This window comes from Serinicoccus profundi, from assembly GCF_008001015.1.
GTDB classification, from domain to species: Bacteria; Actinomycetota; Actinomycetes; order Actinomycetales; family Dermatophilaceae; genus Ornithinicoccus; species Ornithinicoccus profundi.
Genome location: NZ_CP042862.1, coordinates 532512 through 546458, shown reverse-complemented (window position 1 = coordinate 546458; position 13947 = coordinate 532512). Strand labels below are relative to the sequence as shown.

12 protein-coding genes are annotated in these 13947 nt (G+C 70.7%); 5 read left to right on the top strand and 7 right to left on the bottom strand.

Annotated elements, in window-relative coordinates:
- Position 1: 1 nt before the first annotated feature.
- Together FA582_RS02545 and FA582_RS02540 are read left to right on the top strand one after the other, a co-directional pair.
- Positions 2 to 922 (top strand): HhH-GPD family protein, encoded by a 921-nt coding sequence (locus tag FA582_RS02545; protein ID WP_147899726.1) that lies wholly within the window; start codon positions 2 to 4, stop codon positions 920 to 922.
- 70 nt (positions 923 to 992) lie between these two features.
- Positions 993 to 2039 carry a lipid II:glycine glycyltransferase FemX gene (locus FA582_RS02540; protein WP_010148192.1) on the top strand — a complete coding sequence of 349 codons (1047 nt, stop codon included), beginning with the start codon at positions 993 to 995 and terminating at the stop codon, positions 2037 to 2039.
- 30 nt (positions 2040 to 2069) lie between these two features.
- Here FA582_RS02540 and FA582_RS02535 read toward each other — a convergent pair whose 3' ends face one another.
- The 3 genes from FA582_RS02535 to FA582_RS02525 form a co-directional block, all read right to left on the bottom strand.
- A complete protein-coding gene (locus FA582_RS02535) occupies positions 2070 to 3347 on the bottom strand; it encodes a carboxylate--amine ligase (RefSeq protein WP_010148193.1) in 1278 nt (425 codons plus the stop codon).
- Between the two features lie 50 nt (positions 3348 to 3397).
- Complete coding sequence (locus FA582_RS17370) at positions 3398 to 4852, bottom strand: C40 family peptidase (protein ID WP_010148195.1); 1455 nt, start codon at positions 4850 to 4852, stop codon at positions 3398 to 3400.
- A gap of 410 nt (positions 4853 to 5262) precedes the next feature.
- On the bottom strand, positions 5263 to 7788 hold the full coding sequence (locus FA582_RS02525) for an ATP-dependent Clp protease ATP-binding subunit (RefSeq protein WP_010148196.1): 2526 nt from the start codon (positions 7786 to 7788) through the stop codon (positions 5263 to 5265).
- A gap of 324 nt (positions 7789 to 8112) precedes the next feature.
- Here FA582_RS02525 and FA582_RS02520 point away from each other — a divergent pair, with 324 nt between their 5' ends.
- Positions 8113 to 8730, top strand: coding sequence for a hypothetical protein (locus FA582_RS02520; protein ID WP_010148197.1), 618 nt, complete (start codon positions 8113 to 8115; stop codon positions 8728 to 8730).
- Between the two features lie 10 nt (positions 8731 to 8740).
- Here the strand turns inward: FA582_RS02520 and ku are convergent, their stop codons facing one another.
- Positions 8741 to 9778, bottom strand: coding sequence for a non-homologous end joining protein Ku (gene ku, locus FA582_RS02515; RefSeq protein ID WP_010148198.1), 1038 nt, complete (start codon positions 9776 to 9778; stop codon positions 8741 to 8743).
- Positions 9779 to 9796: 18 nt separating this feature from the next.
- Here ku and ligD (FA582_RS02510) point away from each other — a divergent pair, with 18 nt between their 5' ends.
- Together ligD (FA582_RS02510) and ligD (FA582_RS02505) are read left to right on the top strand one after the other, a co-directional pair.
- Positions 9797 to 10798, top strand: a complete 1002-nt coding sequence (gene ligD / locus FA582_RS02510; protein WP_010148200.1) for a non-homologous end-joining DNA ligase — start codon at positions 9797 to 9799, stop codon at positions 10796 to 10798.
- Positions 10795 to 11643 (top strand): non-homologous end-joining DNA ligase, encoded by an 849-nt coding sequence (gene ligD, locus FA582_RS02505; protein WP_010148201.1) that lies wholly within the window; start codon positions 10795 to 10797, stop codon positions 11641 to 11643. Before ligD (FA582_RS02510) ends, ligD (FA582_RS02505) begins: the two co-directional genes overlap by 4 nt.
- Before the next feature lie 85 nt (positions 11644 to 11728).
- Here the strand turns inward: ligD (FA582_RS02505) and FA582_RS02500 are convergent, their stop codons facing one another.
- The 3 genes from FA582_RS02500 to lysS all read right to left on the bottom strand — a co-directional run bounded on the left by FA582_RS02500 (position 11729) and on the right by lysS (position 13897).
- Positions 11729 to 12061 carry a histone-like nucleoid-structuring protein Lsr2 gene (locus FA582_RS02500; RefSeq protein ID WP_029541238.1) on the bottom strand — a complete coding sequence of 111 codons (333 nt, stop codon included), beginning with the start codon at positions 12059 to 12061 and terminating at the stop codon, positions 11729 to 11731.
- Positions 12062 to 12212: 151 nt separating this feature from the next.
- Positions 12213 to 12395: a hypothetical protein gene (locus tag FA582_RS02495; protein ID WP_141567665.1), complete on the bottom strand. Its 183-nt coding sequence runs from the start codon at positions 12393 to 12395 to the stop codon at positions 12213 to 12215.
- Entirely contained in the window at positions 12395 to 13897 is a 1503-nt protein-coding gene (lysS, locus tag FA582_RS02490) for a lysine--tRNA ligase (RefSeq protein ID WP_010148204.1), read from the bottom strand. Before lysS ends, FA582_RS02495 begins: the two co-directional genes overlap by 1 nt.
- Positions 13898 to 13947 lie beyond the last annotated feature (50 nt).

Here is a 13947-nt window from a genome sequence, read left to right as displayed (position 1 = left end):
CGTGCCGGGCACCGAGCCCGCGGTCCTACACGACCGCCTCCTGCGCTGGTATGCCGCCCACCGACGCGACCTGCCGTGGCGTGCGCCGGACCGCTCGCCGTGGGGGGTCCTGGTCTCGGAGGTGATGCTGCAGCAGACTCCGGTCGCCCGGGTGGAGCCCGTGTGGCGGCGCTGGATGCAGCTCTGGCCGACCGCCTCCGCGCTGGCGCAGGCTGCGCCCGGGGAGGCGGTGCGGGAGTGGGGGCGCCTGGGCTACCCCCGCCGCGCGCTGCGGCTGCACGCCGCCGCGACGGCGATCCACGACGAGCACGACGGGCAGGTGCCGGTGGACGAGGTGATGCTGCGCACCCTGCCCGGGGTGGGCGACTACACCGCCGCCGCCGTCACGGCCTTCGCCTTCGGGCGCCGCGCCACCGTCGTCGACACCAACGTGCGGCGGGTGCACGCCCGGGCGGTCTCCGGGATCGCCCTGCCCTCGCCCTCCCTCACCCGGGCCGAGCTGGACCTCGCCGGTCGGCTGCTGCCGGCCGACGACGCGGAGGCGGCCACCTGGAGCGTGGCGGTGATGGAGCTCGGCGCCCTGGTCTGCACCGCTCGCGCTCCGCGCTGCGCCGACTGTCCGGTCGCCGACCTGTGCGCCTGGAGACGCGCCGGCTCACCGGCCTACGACGGACCGGTCCGGCGCGGGCAGGCGTGGGCCGGCACCGACCGCCAGTGCCGTGGCACGTTGCTGCAGGTGCTGCGGGACGCCGACGCCCCGGTCCACGGAGCCCGCCTGCGGGCCAGCTGGCCCCTGGACCCGGCGGCCCCCGACCAGGAGGCGGCGCACCTCCAGCGGGACCGGTGCCTCGACGCGCTGGTGGCCGAGGGCCTGGTCGAGCCGCTGCCCGAGGACCTGTTCCGCTTGCCGGGCACCGGCTGAGCCGCGCCGGCGGGTCCGGTCGGGCGGGGCGCGGACCGGAGGGAGGGCTCTGCGTCGATACGATGCCGACATGAGTCTGCGCTGGGACACCTATGAGTCGGCCGAACAGTGGCGAGCGCGTCTGCTCGAAACCCCTGGACGCCCCTCGATGTTCCAGACACCCGAGTTCGCGCAGGTCAAGGCCATGGCCGGGTGGACCCCGAGGTATGCCGACATCGACGGCTTCCCCGTGACGATCCACGAACGCCGCGCCCCCGGCTTCGGGAAGGTCTGGTACCTCCCCAAGGGACCGGGGGTCGACTCCGTCCAGGGGCTGGCGGCGCTGCTGCCGGCGCTGCGCACCGCCGCTCACGACGCCGGGGTCTTCCTGATCAAGATCGAGCCCGAGCTCCTCGAGTCACCAGAGACGCTGCAGGGCCTGGAGCGGTTGGGCCTGCTCCCGGCCGGCCGGATCCAGACCAACCGGTCGACGGTCTTCGTCGACGTCACGGGCACGCCCGAGGACCTCATGGCCCGGCTGCCCTCCAAGACCCGCAACACCATCCGGCGCGGCCTCAAGCAGGGCGTCGTCACCGAGGCCGCCCCGCTGGAGGAGTCGACCTACGAGCGCATGTGGACGCTGTGGATGGAGGTCGTGCAGGACCAGGGCATCGCCCCGCGCTCGCACGACTACCAGGTCGCCATGTGGCGCACCTTCTGCGACGCCGGCCTGGGGCGGGTCTTCCTCGCCGAGCACGAGGGGCGCGACGTCGCCGGCGCCTTCGTCACCGTCGTCGGTGACGTCGCGTGCTACCGCGACGGCGCCAGCGTCCGGGAGCGCCCGGTGCGCGGCGGCAGCCACGCCCTGCAGTGGGAGGCCATGCAGTGGGCGCAGGCCCAGGGCGCCACCTCCTACGACATGGCCGGGACCCCGCACTCCACCAGGGTCGACGACAAGACCGACCCCTACTTCGGCATCGGCGAGTTCAAGCGGAGCTTCAGCAAGGAGGTCACCGACTTCGTCGGCGCCTACGACCTCGTGCTGCGCCCGCGACGGTATGCCGCGTGGCAGCGGGTCGGGCACCGCGTCACGGCCAAGGTCGTGTCCGGCGGTCGGGCCGGCGCGACGTTCTACTGAGCCTGGCCCACGGGGGCCGCTCGCCCTTGCTCAGAACCCGGTGGCCGACGGGCGGGGGTAGAACCTGGCGAGCTTCTTGGCGTGGTTGGCCCGGTTGGCCATGACGTAGGCCCGGCGCCGCCAGTTGCCGCGTTCGTAGAGCAGCGGGTGGACGATCCCCCGCCGGGCGGCCCGCAGGACGCGTCGGCGCAGCGCGGCGTCGCGGACGTAGTAGGGCAGCACGGCCGGGCTGACGATGCTGTAGAGCACCTCCGTGGTGCCGCGCACCGGCTCCCGCTCGATCCCCAGCACCAGGTCGTCCACCATCGCCCCGGCGAGGTCCGCCCCGGCGGCGGTGGCGTAGAAGCTGTTGCGCCCCATCCGCGGGTTGACCTCCATGTAGTAGATCGTCCCGGTCCGCGGGTCGCGCTTGGCGTCGATGTTGGCGAAGCCCCAGTAGTCGACCGCCCCGAGGATGCGCTCGGCGGCGTCCATGAGCTCGGGCATCGGGGTGGTGATCATGGCGATCGGGTTGCCGATCGTCGTGGGGTCGTGCTCGCCGAGCAGGACCTGCGCGGTCGCGACCGCGGTCAGCCGGCCGGTGCGGTCGACATACCCGACGATCGAGAGCTGGTGGGTGTCGTCGCCGGGGATGTGCTCCTGGACGAGGAAGTCCTGACGCACGCCGCCGGACACCAGGACCTTGACCAGCTCCTGCCACTCCTGCGGGCTCTGCAGGAACCACACCTTCTGGGCCCCGGGGAACTTGAGGTTCTCGAAGTGGGCACTGTTGGCGGGCTTGGCGACGACGGGGTAGGTGATGTCGATCGGTTCGGGGGTCCACCCCGGCTCGTCGGCGTTGCCGAAGCGCACCACCGTCGTGCGGGGGGTCGGCAGCCCCAGCCGCTCGCAGATCTGACCGAACTGCTGCTTGTCCGCGACCTGCTCCAGCGTCTCCGGCGACATCCGCGGGAAGGCGAAGGACGCGGAGAGCTCCTCGGCGTGCTGCGCGATGAGGTCGGTGTGCGAGTCGGAGTTGCAGCCCAGCACGAGCGTGACGTCGGGGTCGCGCTCCTTGGCGGCCCTGCCCTCCGCGAGCAGCGTCGCGAGCAGCTCGGCTCGCCCGGTGTCCTGACCCGCCTCGACCGGACGCAGGATGCGCGAGTGGGCGATCGCGCCGGTCTGCCCGCGCGAGACGAGTGTGGTCTCGACGCCGTAGCGCTCGTGCAGCGCGCGGGCCAGGCCGTAGGTGCCCGGGTCGGTGCCGAGGAAGACCGGCCGGAAGGCGACGTCTGGGGCAGGCGAGGGCACAGGGGTGTCCGAGGGCATACCGCGAATGCTACGTCACGGACCCCCGGTCGCCCGGGCGCCGCAAGGCCTCAGCCCACCCCGTCGACGCGCCCGTAGCCGGAGACCCCGCTGAAGATCACGCGGTACTGCGTGGGCACCCCCGGACGGCCGGTGTCGTACATCATGCCGTCGCCGGCGTAGATGCCCACGTGATAGGCCGGGGACCCGTGGAAGACCAGGTCACCGGGCTGCGGGTTGCTCACCGGGGTGGTGGCCGCCTGCTGCATCGCCGCGGTGCGCGGGAGGGTCAGGCCGAGCTCGGCGAAGACGTATTTCGTGTAGCCGGAGCAGTCGAAGCCCTCCTCCGGGGTGTTGCCACCCCACTTGTACGGCGTCCCGATGTACTTCGCCGCGGTCTCGAGGATGAGCTGCCGGGTGGGGCTGGGCGCCGGCGAAGGGGCTGGGGCGGGCGCCGGTCCCGGAGCGCTGCCGGAGCCAGGGTCGGTGGCGGTGAGGACCGAGGAGGCCATGTACTGCGAGCCGGCCATCTTGAGCCAGCCGTTGCTCGTGAGCGTTCCGGTGACCTTCGTCCCCTGGGCCTTGCTCCCGACGACGGAGTATGACGTGGACGGTCCGGAGCGCACGTTGGCGAGCGGGGGGGTGACCCACCGGGTCACCTCGCTCGGCGCGGGGTCGGGCTGCTCGCCTCCACCACCGCCACCGCCGGGATTGGTCCCGGTGAGGATGGTGCCGGAGATGTACCTACCACCGCTGATCTTGAGCCAGCCGTTGGTGGTCCAGGTGCCCTGCACCTTGGTGCCCTTACGCATCGTCGTGACGACCGGGTGGCCCAGGCCGGGGCCGGAGCGGACGTTGCCCAGGGATGCCTCCATCCACTGGGTGACCTCCTGGGCGCCACCGCCCCCACCGCCGCCACCGCTGCCGGGGTCGGTGCTGGTGAGGATGGTGCCGGAGACGAACTTGCCGCTGCTGATCTTGAGCCAGCCGTTGCTGGTCCAGGTGCCCTGCACCTTGGTGCCCTTGCGCATCGTCGTGACGACCGGGTAGCCCAGGCCGGGGCCGGAGCGGATGTTGCCGATCGAGGCGTCCATCCAGCGGGTGACCTCCTCGGTGCCGCCGCCACCACCGCCACCGCCCTCGCCGCCGACCCGGGTGAGGTTCGAGGCCGCGACGAAGCGGTTCTCCCCGATCTTGAGCCAGTTGTTGGACGTCAGGGTGCCGGTGAGCTGCGCGCCCTGCGCGTAGCCGCCCACGACGCCGTAGGACGTGGACGGGCCGCTGCGGACGTTGACGCCGGCTGCGGCGCTCACTTTCATGGTGACCGTGCTCGTCGGCGCCGGGGTCGGCAGGAACCGGGGCTGGGCGACCGGGGTGGTGGGCGCGTTCGGCAGCAGGGGCTGCTGCGGCAGCTGCGGGGTGCCGGAGGGTGCGGCCTGAACGGCAGGAGCGAGGGTGACGATGGGGGCGGCCGTCGCGGTGACGGCGATCATGGTGCGAGACAGGCGGCGGGTGCTCAGGGTCATCGATGATCCGTACGTGTGAGGGGACAGGCCGGTGGTGTCCGGGTCGCCGGACGGGGTGCTTCAGGGACGACCCGCGGGCGGGCCAGGAGCAATGAAACCCACCCGCCGGGGTGTGCGCAACCCCCACCCCGGAGGACCGAGTGCATTTCTCGGGGGCACCACAAGCGTGTAATTCGTGATGTTCATCACACTCTCTCAGGGTTTTCGCAGGTCAGCCCCGATATCACACCTGTGTAGTTCGCTGACCTGCAGTTTTCTCGCTTTTCACACGTCTCACGGCCGTCTCGGCGGCCACGTGACGCCTGTGACTGAGGAGTTGCTGAGTGGCGCCTGTGGGACGCACACACGACGAAGGGCGGCGAACGGCATACCTGCCGTTCCCCGCCCTCTCGCTCGCGTGAGGAGCGTCGTCAGCCGGCCTGCTCCTCCACCGGCACGGTGTCGGGCACCTCTGCCGGCTTCTGCTGGCCGCGGAAGGTGAACACCTTGTCGCGGTTCTTGTCGTTGCCCACCGGGTCCTCGACATCGACGATGACGATCTGACCGGTGCCCAGCTCGCCGAAGAGGATCTTCTCCGAGAGCTGGTCCTCGATCTCGCGCTGGATGGCCCGGCGCAGCGGCCGTGCACCCAGGACGGGGTCGTAGCCGCGCTTGGCGAGCAGCTCCTTGGCGGACGACGTCAGCTCGATCGCCATGTCCTTATCCTTGAGCCGCTCGTCGAGACGGGCGATCATCAGGTCGACGATCTGCACGATCTCGCTCTGCGACAGCTGCGGGAAGACGATGGTGTCGTCCACCCGGTTGAGGAACTCGGGACGGAAGTGCTGCTTGAGCTCGTCCGTGACCTTGTTCTTCATCCGCTCGTAGGAGCTCTGGGTGTCCGGCCCGGCGGAGAAGCCGAGCGAGACGCCCTTGGCGATGTCGCGGGTGCCCAGGTTGGTGGTCATGATGATGACGGTGTTCTTGAAGTCGACCACCCGGCCCTGGGAGTCGGTCAGGCGACCGTCCTCCAGGATCTGCAGCAGGCTGTTGAAGATGTCCGGGTGCGCCTTCTCGATCTCGTCGAAGAGCACGACCGAGAACGGCTTGCGCCGCACCTTCTCGGTCAGCTGGCCGCCCTCTTCATACCCGACGTAGCCGGGGGGCGAGCCGAACATCCGCGAGACGGTGTGCTTCTCGGAGTACTCCGACATGTCCAGGGTGATGAGGCTGTCCTCGTCACCGAAGAGGAACTCGGCGAGCGCCTTGGCCAGCTCGGTCTTGCCGACACCCGTGGGCCCGGCGAAGATGAACGAGCCACCGGGGCGGCGGGGGTCCTTCAGGCCCGCCCGGGTGCGGCGGATCGCCTGGGACAGACCCTTGATGGCGTCGTCCATGCCGATGATCCGCTTGTGCAGCTCCTGCTCCATGTTGAGCAGGCGCGAGGACTCCTCCTCGCTGAGCTTGAACACCGGGATGCCGGTGGCGGCGGCGAGGACCTCGGCGATCAGCTCCTCGTCGACCTCGGCGACGACGTCCATGTCACCGTTCTTCCACTCCTTCTCCCGCTCGGCGCGCGCCTGCGTGAGCTTGTGCTCCTCGTCGCGCAGCCGGGCCGCCTTCTCGAAGTCCTGCGCATCGATCGCCGACTCCTTCTCACGCTTGGCGTGCGCGATCTTCTCGTCGAACTCGCGCAGGTCCGGCGGCGCGGTCATCCGACGGATGCGCAACCGGGCTCCGGCCTCGTCGATCAGGTCGATCGCCTTGTCCGGCAGGAAGCGGTCGTTGATGTAGCGGTCGGCCATGGTGGCGGCCGCGATGAGGGCGCCGTCGGTGATCGTCACCCGGTGGTGGGCCTCGTAGCGGTCACGCAGGCCCTTGAGGATCTCGATGGCGTGCTTGAGCGTCGGCTCGGCCACCTGGATCGGCTGGAAGCGGCGCTCGAGCGCGGCGTCCTTCTCGATGTGCTTGCGGTACTCATCCAGGGTCGTCGCGCCGATCGTCTGCAGCTCGCCGCGGGCCAGCATCGGCTTGAGGATGCTCGCGGCATCGATCGCGCCCTCGGCGGCACCGGCACCCACCAGGGTGTGGATCTCGTCGATGAACAGGATGATGTCGCCGCGGGTGCGGATCTCCTTGAGGACCTTCTTGAGACGCTCCTCGAAGTCACCGCGGTAGCGGGAACCGGCCACCAGGGCGCCGAGGTCGAGGGTGTAGAGCTGCTTCTCCTTGAGCGTCTCCGGCACGTCGCCCCGGACGATGTCCTGGGCGAGCCCCTCGACGACGGCGGTCTTGCCGACGCCGGGCTCACCGATGAGGACCGGGTTGTTCTTGGTCCGGCGGGACAGCACCTGCATGACCCGCTCGATCTCGGGCTCGCGGCCGATGACCGGGTCGAGCTTGCCCTCGCGGGCGGCCTGGGTCAGGTTGCGACCGAACTGGTCGAGCACCAGCGAGCCGGCCTGCTGGCCCTCCTGCTGGCTCCCGGCCCCGACGCCGGCGGTCGCGGCCTCCTTGCCCTGGTATCCGGACAGCAGGGTGATGACCTGCTGGCGGACCCGGTTGAGGTCGGCGCCGAGCTTGACCAGCACCTGGGCCGCCACGCCCTCGCCCTCACGGATGAGGCCGAGGAGCAGGTGCTCGGTGCCGATGTAGTTGTGCCCGAGCTGCAGGCCCTCGCGCAGCGAGAGCTCGAGGACCTTCTTGGCGCGGGGCGTGAACGGGATGTGGCCGGTCGGGCTCTGCTGGCCCTGACCGATGATCTCCTGGACCTGCTGACGGACGGCGTCCAGCGAGATGTCCAGCGACTCCAGCGCCTTGGCTGCCACGCCCTCACCCTCGTGGATCAGGCCCAGCAGCAGGTGCTCGGTGCCGATGTAGTTGTGGTTGAGCATGCGCGCCTCTTCCTGCGCGAGCACCACCACACGTCGAGCCCGGTCGGTGAACCGTTCGAACATGCTCTTCTCCTCCACTGTGGGCTATCACCCACTCTACGTGCGTCTGATCCGAGTCAACGTCGTCATCCGCCGCCGATGTTCCGTGTTCGCCCCCGGCGCAATGCCTCGCGCAGCCTCGCGCATGTGCGGGAGGACGCATACCGTGCCCCCCACCCGACCGGGCGTCGTAGATGGTCGCTCCCAGACCGACCGGGCGTCGTAGATGGTCGCTCCCAGACCGACCGAGCGTCGCAGATGGTCGCTCCGTCCGACCCATGTGCGACGCTCGGTGGGGTCGGAGTATGGGGGCGCCTGCGCCGATCCTGCGCGTCCTACGATGCGGGGATGCGCGTCCGCCCGTCGATCCCGTTGGCTCTGCTCCTCGCGCTCGGCGCCACCGGGTGCACCTCTGAGCCCGAGCCCGAGGGACCGACGAGCGGCGGGACGACCTCCGAGACCGCACCGGGAGACGGCAGAGGCGGCAACGGCTGGCTCTGCGAGGACATGAGCCCCGCCAACCTGCGGGCCGTCGCCGGTGGGGAGCTGGCCGAACCCCGCGAGCTCGTGGTCGCCGACGACGACACCTCGTGGGTCTGCGAGGCCTACGACGGCCAGGCCCCACTGCTGCGCCTCAGCGTGGTGGTCGGCGAGGAAGGCCGTGAGGAGGCCCGCGCCCTGGCCGCGGAGACCGAGGGTGGCGCGGCGGGCCCCGACTACCTCGGTGAGTCCGTCATCGGACCGCGCCAGGGGGTGGCCATCACGTTGTGCACCGACCCCGGGTCCGAGGCCGACGCCCGCACCCCCTACTCGATCACGGCCGTGGCGCTCGGTGACTCGCCGGAGGACGTGAGCGAGGCGTTGCGCTCGACCCTGACCCTCACGGCGGGCAAGCTCGACCAGGGTGTCGGCTGCAGCCCCAAGGCTGCGCTCGAGGAGGCTGCGCAGACCACCGAGGCGCCCTGAGGCCCTGCTCTCAGCCCGCCTTCTTGGTCGTGCTCTTCGAGGACGACCGCTTGGTCGAGGACGCCCTCTTGGTCGTCGAGGACTCGCTGCTCGAGGAGCCGGTGGCCGACGACGTCGACCCCGTGGACTTGGACCCCGCGGACTTCGACCTCGCGGACTTCGATCCCGAGCCGCCCGAGCCCTTCGCGGATCCCGAGCCCTTCGCCCCGGTTCCCCGGCCGCCCGAGGACGAGCTGTCCTCGGTCGACCCCTCGCCGCGACCTTTCTTGGCCCGGTCCACGGAGCGCTGGAGGGCCGCGAGCAGGTCGACCACCTCGCCGCTGTCGTCCTCGTCCGGCTCGTCGGGGCTCTCGGTGACCTCCCCGCCGCTGACCTTCTTCTCCACCAGCGCGTCGACGGCCTCCTTGAAGTCGTCGACGTGACCCTCGGGCTCGAAGTCGCCCGACATCGAGTCGACGAGCATGCGAGCCATCGCGACCTCGTCCTTCTTGGGCTCGCTCACCTCGTCGAGATGGTCGAGCTGGTCGGAGGCTCGGATCTCGTCCGGCCAGAGGAGCGTCTGGAGGATGATCGCGTCGTCGTCCTCGCGGACCCGCAGGACCGCCATCGTCATCCGGCTGCGCACCGACACCGTCACGACGGCCACCCGGTCGGACTCCCGCAGCGCCTCCCGCAGGAGTCCGTAGGCCTTGGCGCCCATGGCGTCGGGCTCCAGGAAGTAGGCCTTGTCGAAGAGGATCGGGTCGATCTGCTCGCGGGGCACGAAGCGCTCGACCGAGATCTCCTTGGAGCTGCGGTTGGGCAGGCTCGCGAGGTCCTCGTCGGTGAGGATGACCGTCTTGCCGTCATCGGTCTCATACGCTTTGGCGATGTCCTTGTAGGCGACCTCCTCACCGTCGGCCTGCGCCACCCGCTTGTAGCGGATGCGGCTGCCATCGGTGCGGCGCACCTGGTGGAAACTCAGGTCGTGGTTCTCGGTCGCGGAGTACAGCCGCACGGGCACGTTGACCAGCCCGAACGAGACGGCACCCTTCCAGATCGCTCTCACGCACCCCAGGATGGACCCATGCGCCCCATGCTCGCCACCCCGGGTGAGATCCCGCCCCGGCCACCGACCGGGCCGGCGTGGGTGCACGAGATCAAGTGGGACGGCATCCGGCTGCTCGCGGAGGTGCAGGACGGCCGGCTGCGGCTGCTCACCCGGGGCGAGCGCGACATCGCCCACGCCTTCCCCGAGCTCGCGGGCCTGACCGAGGTCGCCGACGACCTGCTCCTCGACGGCGAGGCGGTCTGCCTGGTCGAGGGCCGACCCTCGTTCGCGCACGTCGTCGAACGCGTGCACGTCGGTCGTGGCGCCGCGGCGCAGCGGCTGGCCCTCGCCCGGCCCGCGACCTACATCGCCTTCGACCTGCTGCGCCTCGACGGCCTCGACCTCACCGCCCTGCCCTGGACCGCGCGCCGGCAGGCGCTGGAGCAGCTGCTCGAGGACGTCCCCGGCGTCCAGCTCTCCCCCGTCTACGACGACGGCGCGATGCTCCTGACCGCGACCCGGGATCAGCACCTGGAGGGCGTGGTCAGCAAGCGGCGGGACGCGGCATACCAGCCCGGGCGGCGCAGCAGCGCGTGGCTGAAGTTCCCGCACCGGGGCCGGGTGTCCGTCGTCGTCGGGGGGTGGCGCCCGGAGACGGGGCGCCCGGGACGGTTGGGCGCGGTCCACGTCGGGCTGCCGCTCCGCGGCCCGGGAGGTATGCCGTTGCGCGCCGCGGACGGGTCGCTGCTTCTGCGCTACCGGGGCAGGGTCGGCAGCGGGCTGGCCGGACGCGCCGGTGAGCACCTGCAGCAGCTGCTCGCCGACGTGCCCGTCGGCGACTACCCCTTCGACGCGCCGATCCCCCACGCGGAGTCCCGCGGGTCGACGTGGGTGGAGCCCCGCCTCGTCGTCGACGTCGCGGCCCTCGACGCGGAGCGGACGACCGACCGGCTGCGCCAGCCGTCCTTCCAGGGCGTGCGCCCCGACCTCGGACCCGACGACGTCGCAGGCCTCGACATCGACAGCGAGGCACCGTGAGCAGCCAGCAGGTGAGCGTGGCCGGACGCACGCTCCGGGTGAGCAACCTCGACAAGGTGATCTATCCCTCGACGGGCACGACGAAGGGCGAGGTGCTCACCTACTACGTCTCGCACGCCGACCAGATCCTGCCGGAGCTGGCGGGGCGACCGGTGACCCGCATCCGATGGCCCGAGGGCGTGGCCCAGGCCCACTTCTTCGAGAAGAACCTCCCCTCGGGCGCGCCGGACTGGCTGCCCCGGGTGACCGTGCCGACGCCGGGGTCCTCCCGCGGCCACACCCATCTGACCTTCCCCCTCGTCACGGATGTCGCCGTGCTGGTCTACCTCGTCAACCTCGGCAGCCTGGAGCTGCACGTGCCGCAGTGGCGGATCGACGACGAGGGGGTCCCGCTGCCCCCGGACCGCCTGGTCATCGATCTGGACCCGGGCCCCGGCGCCGGCCTCGCCGAGTGCTCGCGGGTGGCGCTGCTGGTGCGCGAGCGGCTGGACGCCGTCGGCCTGGGATCGCGCCCGGTGACCAGCGGGTCCAAAGGGATGCAGCTGTATGCCGACCTCGAGGGCACGCGCAGCGCCGATGAGGTGAGCGCCGTGACCAAGGCGCTGGCCGAGAGCCTGGCGGAGGCCCACCCCGACCTCGTCACGGCGCGGATGAGCAAAGCCGTGCGCCCGGGAAAGGTCTTTCTCGACTGGAGCCAGAACAATGGCGCCAAGACGACCATCTGTCCGTGGTCGCTGCGCGGCCGAGAACGCCCCCAGGTCGCGCTCCCGCGGGAGTGGTCGGAGGTGGAGGGTGCAGCCTCCGGAGACGTCGATCTCAGGCAGATCACGATGGATGAGGTCTGAGGCGCTCGGCCACGCCGCAGGAAACACGAAGCGGGGCCGACATCCCGTCCGGAATGTCGGCCCCGCCAGGTGGTGCGTCCTCGACTCAGTGGGCCGCCGCGTAGGCGTCCTGGAGCTCCTGGGAGACACGGCCCCGGGAACTCACCTTGTAGCCGTTGTCACGGCCCCACTCGCGGACCTTCGCCAGCTCGTCGCTGCGGCCGCCGGCCGGAGCGGCGCCACGTCGACGGGTCTGCCGACGACCGCCGGACCGACGCGCCTGACCGATCCACGTCGCGAAGTCCTCACGTAGCTTCGCGGCGTTGTCGTCACTCAGGTCGATCTCGTAATGAACCCCGTCCAAGGCGAACTCAACAGTCTCGTTCGCCTCCCCACCGCTGAGGTCATCCACGAGGATGACCTGCACTCGCTGTGCCATTTCTTCTCCTTTTCGCGAAGCATGCGCCACTACAGGATGTGGCGCAGGTGAATGATAGCGCTTTTGGCCGCACACGCGGGCCCGCTTTTCACTCGACGGAGCACGTTACGGGAAGATCACAAGAAATGCACACCGCCCACGCGGGCGGTGATTAGTCAGCGCTGTCGGTGGGCTGCTCGGCGGCGGCCTGCTCTCGGTCGGCGGCCCGCTGAGCAGCGCGTTCACGACGGTCGCCCTCGACGATGTGCTTCATGACGACGTAGAAGAGATAGAGCAGACCGGCCGAGGGCAGCAGTGCGGCGAGGATCATCCAGCCTTCGTGCAGAACACCCATCACGCCTCCGGCTTGAGGAACGGAAAGAGGATGGTCTCCCGCACGCCGGTCCCGGTGAGCAGCATGAGGACCCGATCGAGCCCCATCCCGAGCCCACCCATCGGCGGCGCGGCATACTCCAGCGCCCGCAGGAAGTCCTCGTCGAGCTGCATGGCCTCCGCGTCGCCTCCGGCCGCGAGCAACGACTGCTCGGTCAAGCGCGCCCGCTGGATCTCGGGGTCGACGAGCTCGGAGAAGGCGGTGCCGCGCTCGATGCCACCGATGATGAGGTCCCAGGCCTCGACGAGACCGGGGGTGTCCCGGTGCGGTCGGGCCAGGGGCTGGGCGATCGCGGGGTAGTCGCAGACGAAGGTGGGCTGCACCAGCGTCGGCTCCACGATGTCGCCGAAGATCTCCAGGGCGATCTTGTCGGCGCCCCACCCGGCCTGGAGCGGCACGTCGTGGGCCGAGGCGAGCCGCCTCAGGTCCTCGACCGGGGTGTCGACGTCGACCCGCTCGCCGACCGCGGAGGAGAGCCCGTCGTAGAACGGGAGCCAGACCCACTCCCCGTCGAGGTCGATGAGGCCATGGGGGCTCTCGATCTGCCTGCTGCCGATCTCATCAGCCGCCGCGAGGATCATCCGTCGCATGAGGTCGGCCATCGTGAACTGGTCGCCGTAGGACTGGTAGCACTCCAGCATGGTGAACTCCGGGGAGTGCGTGGAGTCGATGCCCTCGTTGCGGAAGATCCGGCCGATCTCATAGACCCGCTCCACGCCACCCACGACCGCGCGCTTGAGGTAGAGCTCCAGCGCGATCCGCATCGTCATCGGCAGGTCGAAGGCGTTGAGGTGGGTCCGGAAGGGGCGGGCGTTGGCCCCGCCGTGGACCGCCTGCAGCACCGGCGTCTCCACCTCGATGTAGTCGTCGGCCTCGAGGACGCGGCGCACCGCGCGGGTCATCGCCGCCCGGTCGAGCACCATCTGACGGGCCTGGTCACGCACGATGAGGTCGACGTAGCGCTGCCGGACCCGCTGCTCCTCCGAGAGGTCCTTGTGCAGCACCGGCAGCGGCCGCAGCGCCTTGGACGCCATCCGCCACGAAGTCGCCATGACCGAGAGCTCACCGCGACGGGAGCTGATGACCCGGCCCTCGACGAAGACGTGGTCGCCCAGGTCGACCCAGGCCTTCCACGCATCGAGCGACTCCTGGCCCACCTCGGCCAGCGAGAGCATGGCCTGCAGGCGGGTGCCGTCACCGGCCTGCAGCGAGGCGAAACACAGCTTGCCGGTGTTGCGGACGAACATCACCCGGCCGGCGACACCGACGACGTCCTGGGTCTCCTCGCCGGTCTCCAGGTGCGCCCACCCCTCGCGCACCTCGGCCAGCGTGTGCGTGAGCGGCACCTCGACGGGATAGGGGTCGACCCCCGCGTCGAGCATCGCCTGCCGCTTGCCCTGGCGGACCGCGATCTGCTCGGGCAGGTCGGTCTCGGGCACGCTGGGCTGGGTCTGCTCGCTCACCCTCTCAAGGGTAGTCGGATACGCGCCCGGCCCCGGCACCGCGTCGGCGC

Excerpts from the sequence above, each read along its gene's own strand:
- FA582_RS02495 (WP_141567665.1), bottom strand. The coding sequence starts at position 12,395 with ATGGGTGTTCTGCACGAAGGCTGGATGATCCTCGCCGCACTGCTGCCC.
- FA582_RS02500 (WP_029541238.1), bottom strand. The coding sequence starts at position 12,061 with ATGGCACAGCGAGTGCAGGTCATCCTCGTGGATGACCTCAGCGGTGGG.
- FA582_RS17370 (WP_010148195.1), bottom strand. The coding sequence starts at position 4,852 with ATGACCCTGAGCACCCGCCGCCTGTCTCGCACCATGATCGCCGTCACC.
- ligD (WP_010148200.1), top strand. The coding sequence starts at position 9,797 with ATGCGCCCCATGCTCGCCACCCCGGGTGAGATCCCGCCCCGGCCACCG.
- FA582_RS02540 (WP_010148192.1), top strand. The coding sequence starts at position 993 with ATGAGTCTGCGCTGGGACACCTATGAGTCGGCCGAACAGTGGCGAGCG.
- FA582_RS02520 (WP_010148197.1), top strand. The coding sequence starts at position 8,113 with ATGCGCGTCCGCCCGTCGATCCCGTTGGCTCTGCTCCTCGCGCTCGGC.
- FA582_RS02535 (WP_010148193.1), bottom strand. The coding sequence starts at position 3,347 with ATGCCCTCGGACACCCCTGTGCCCTCGCCTGCCCCAGACGTCGCCTTC.
- FA582_RS02525 (WP_010148196.1), bottom strand. The coding sequence starts at position 7,788 with ATGTTCGAACGGTTCACCGACCGGGCTCGACGTGTGGTGGTGCTCGCG.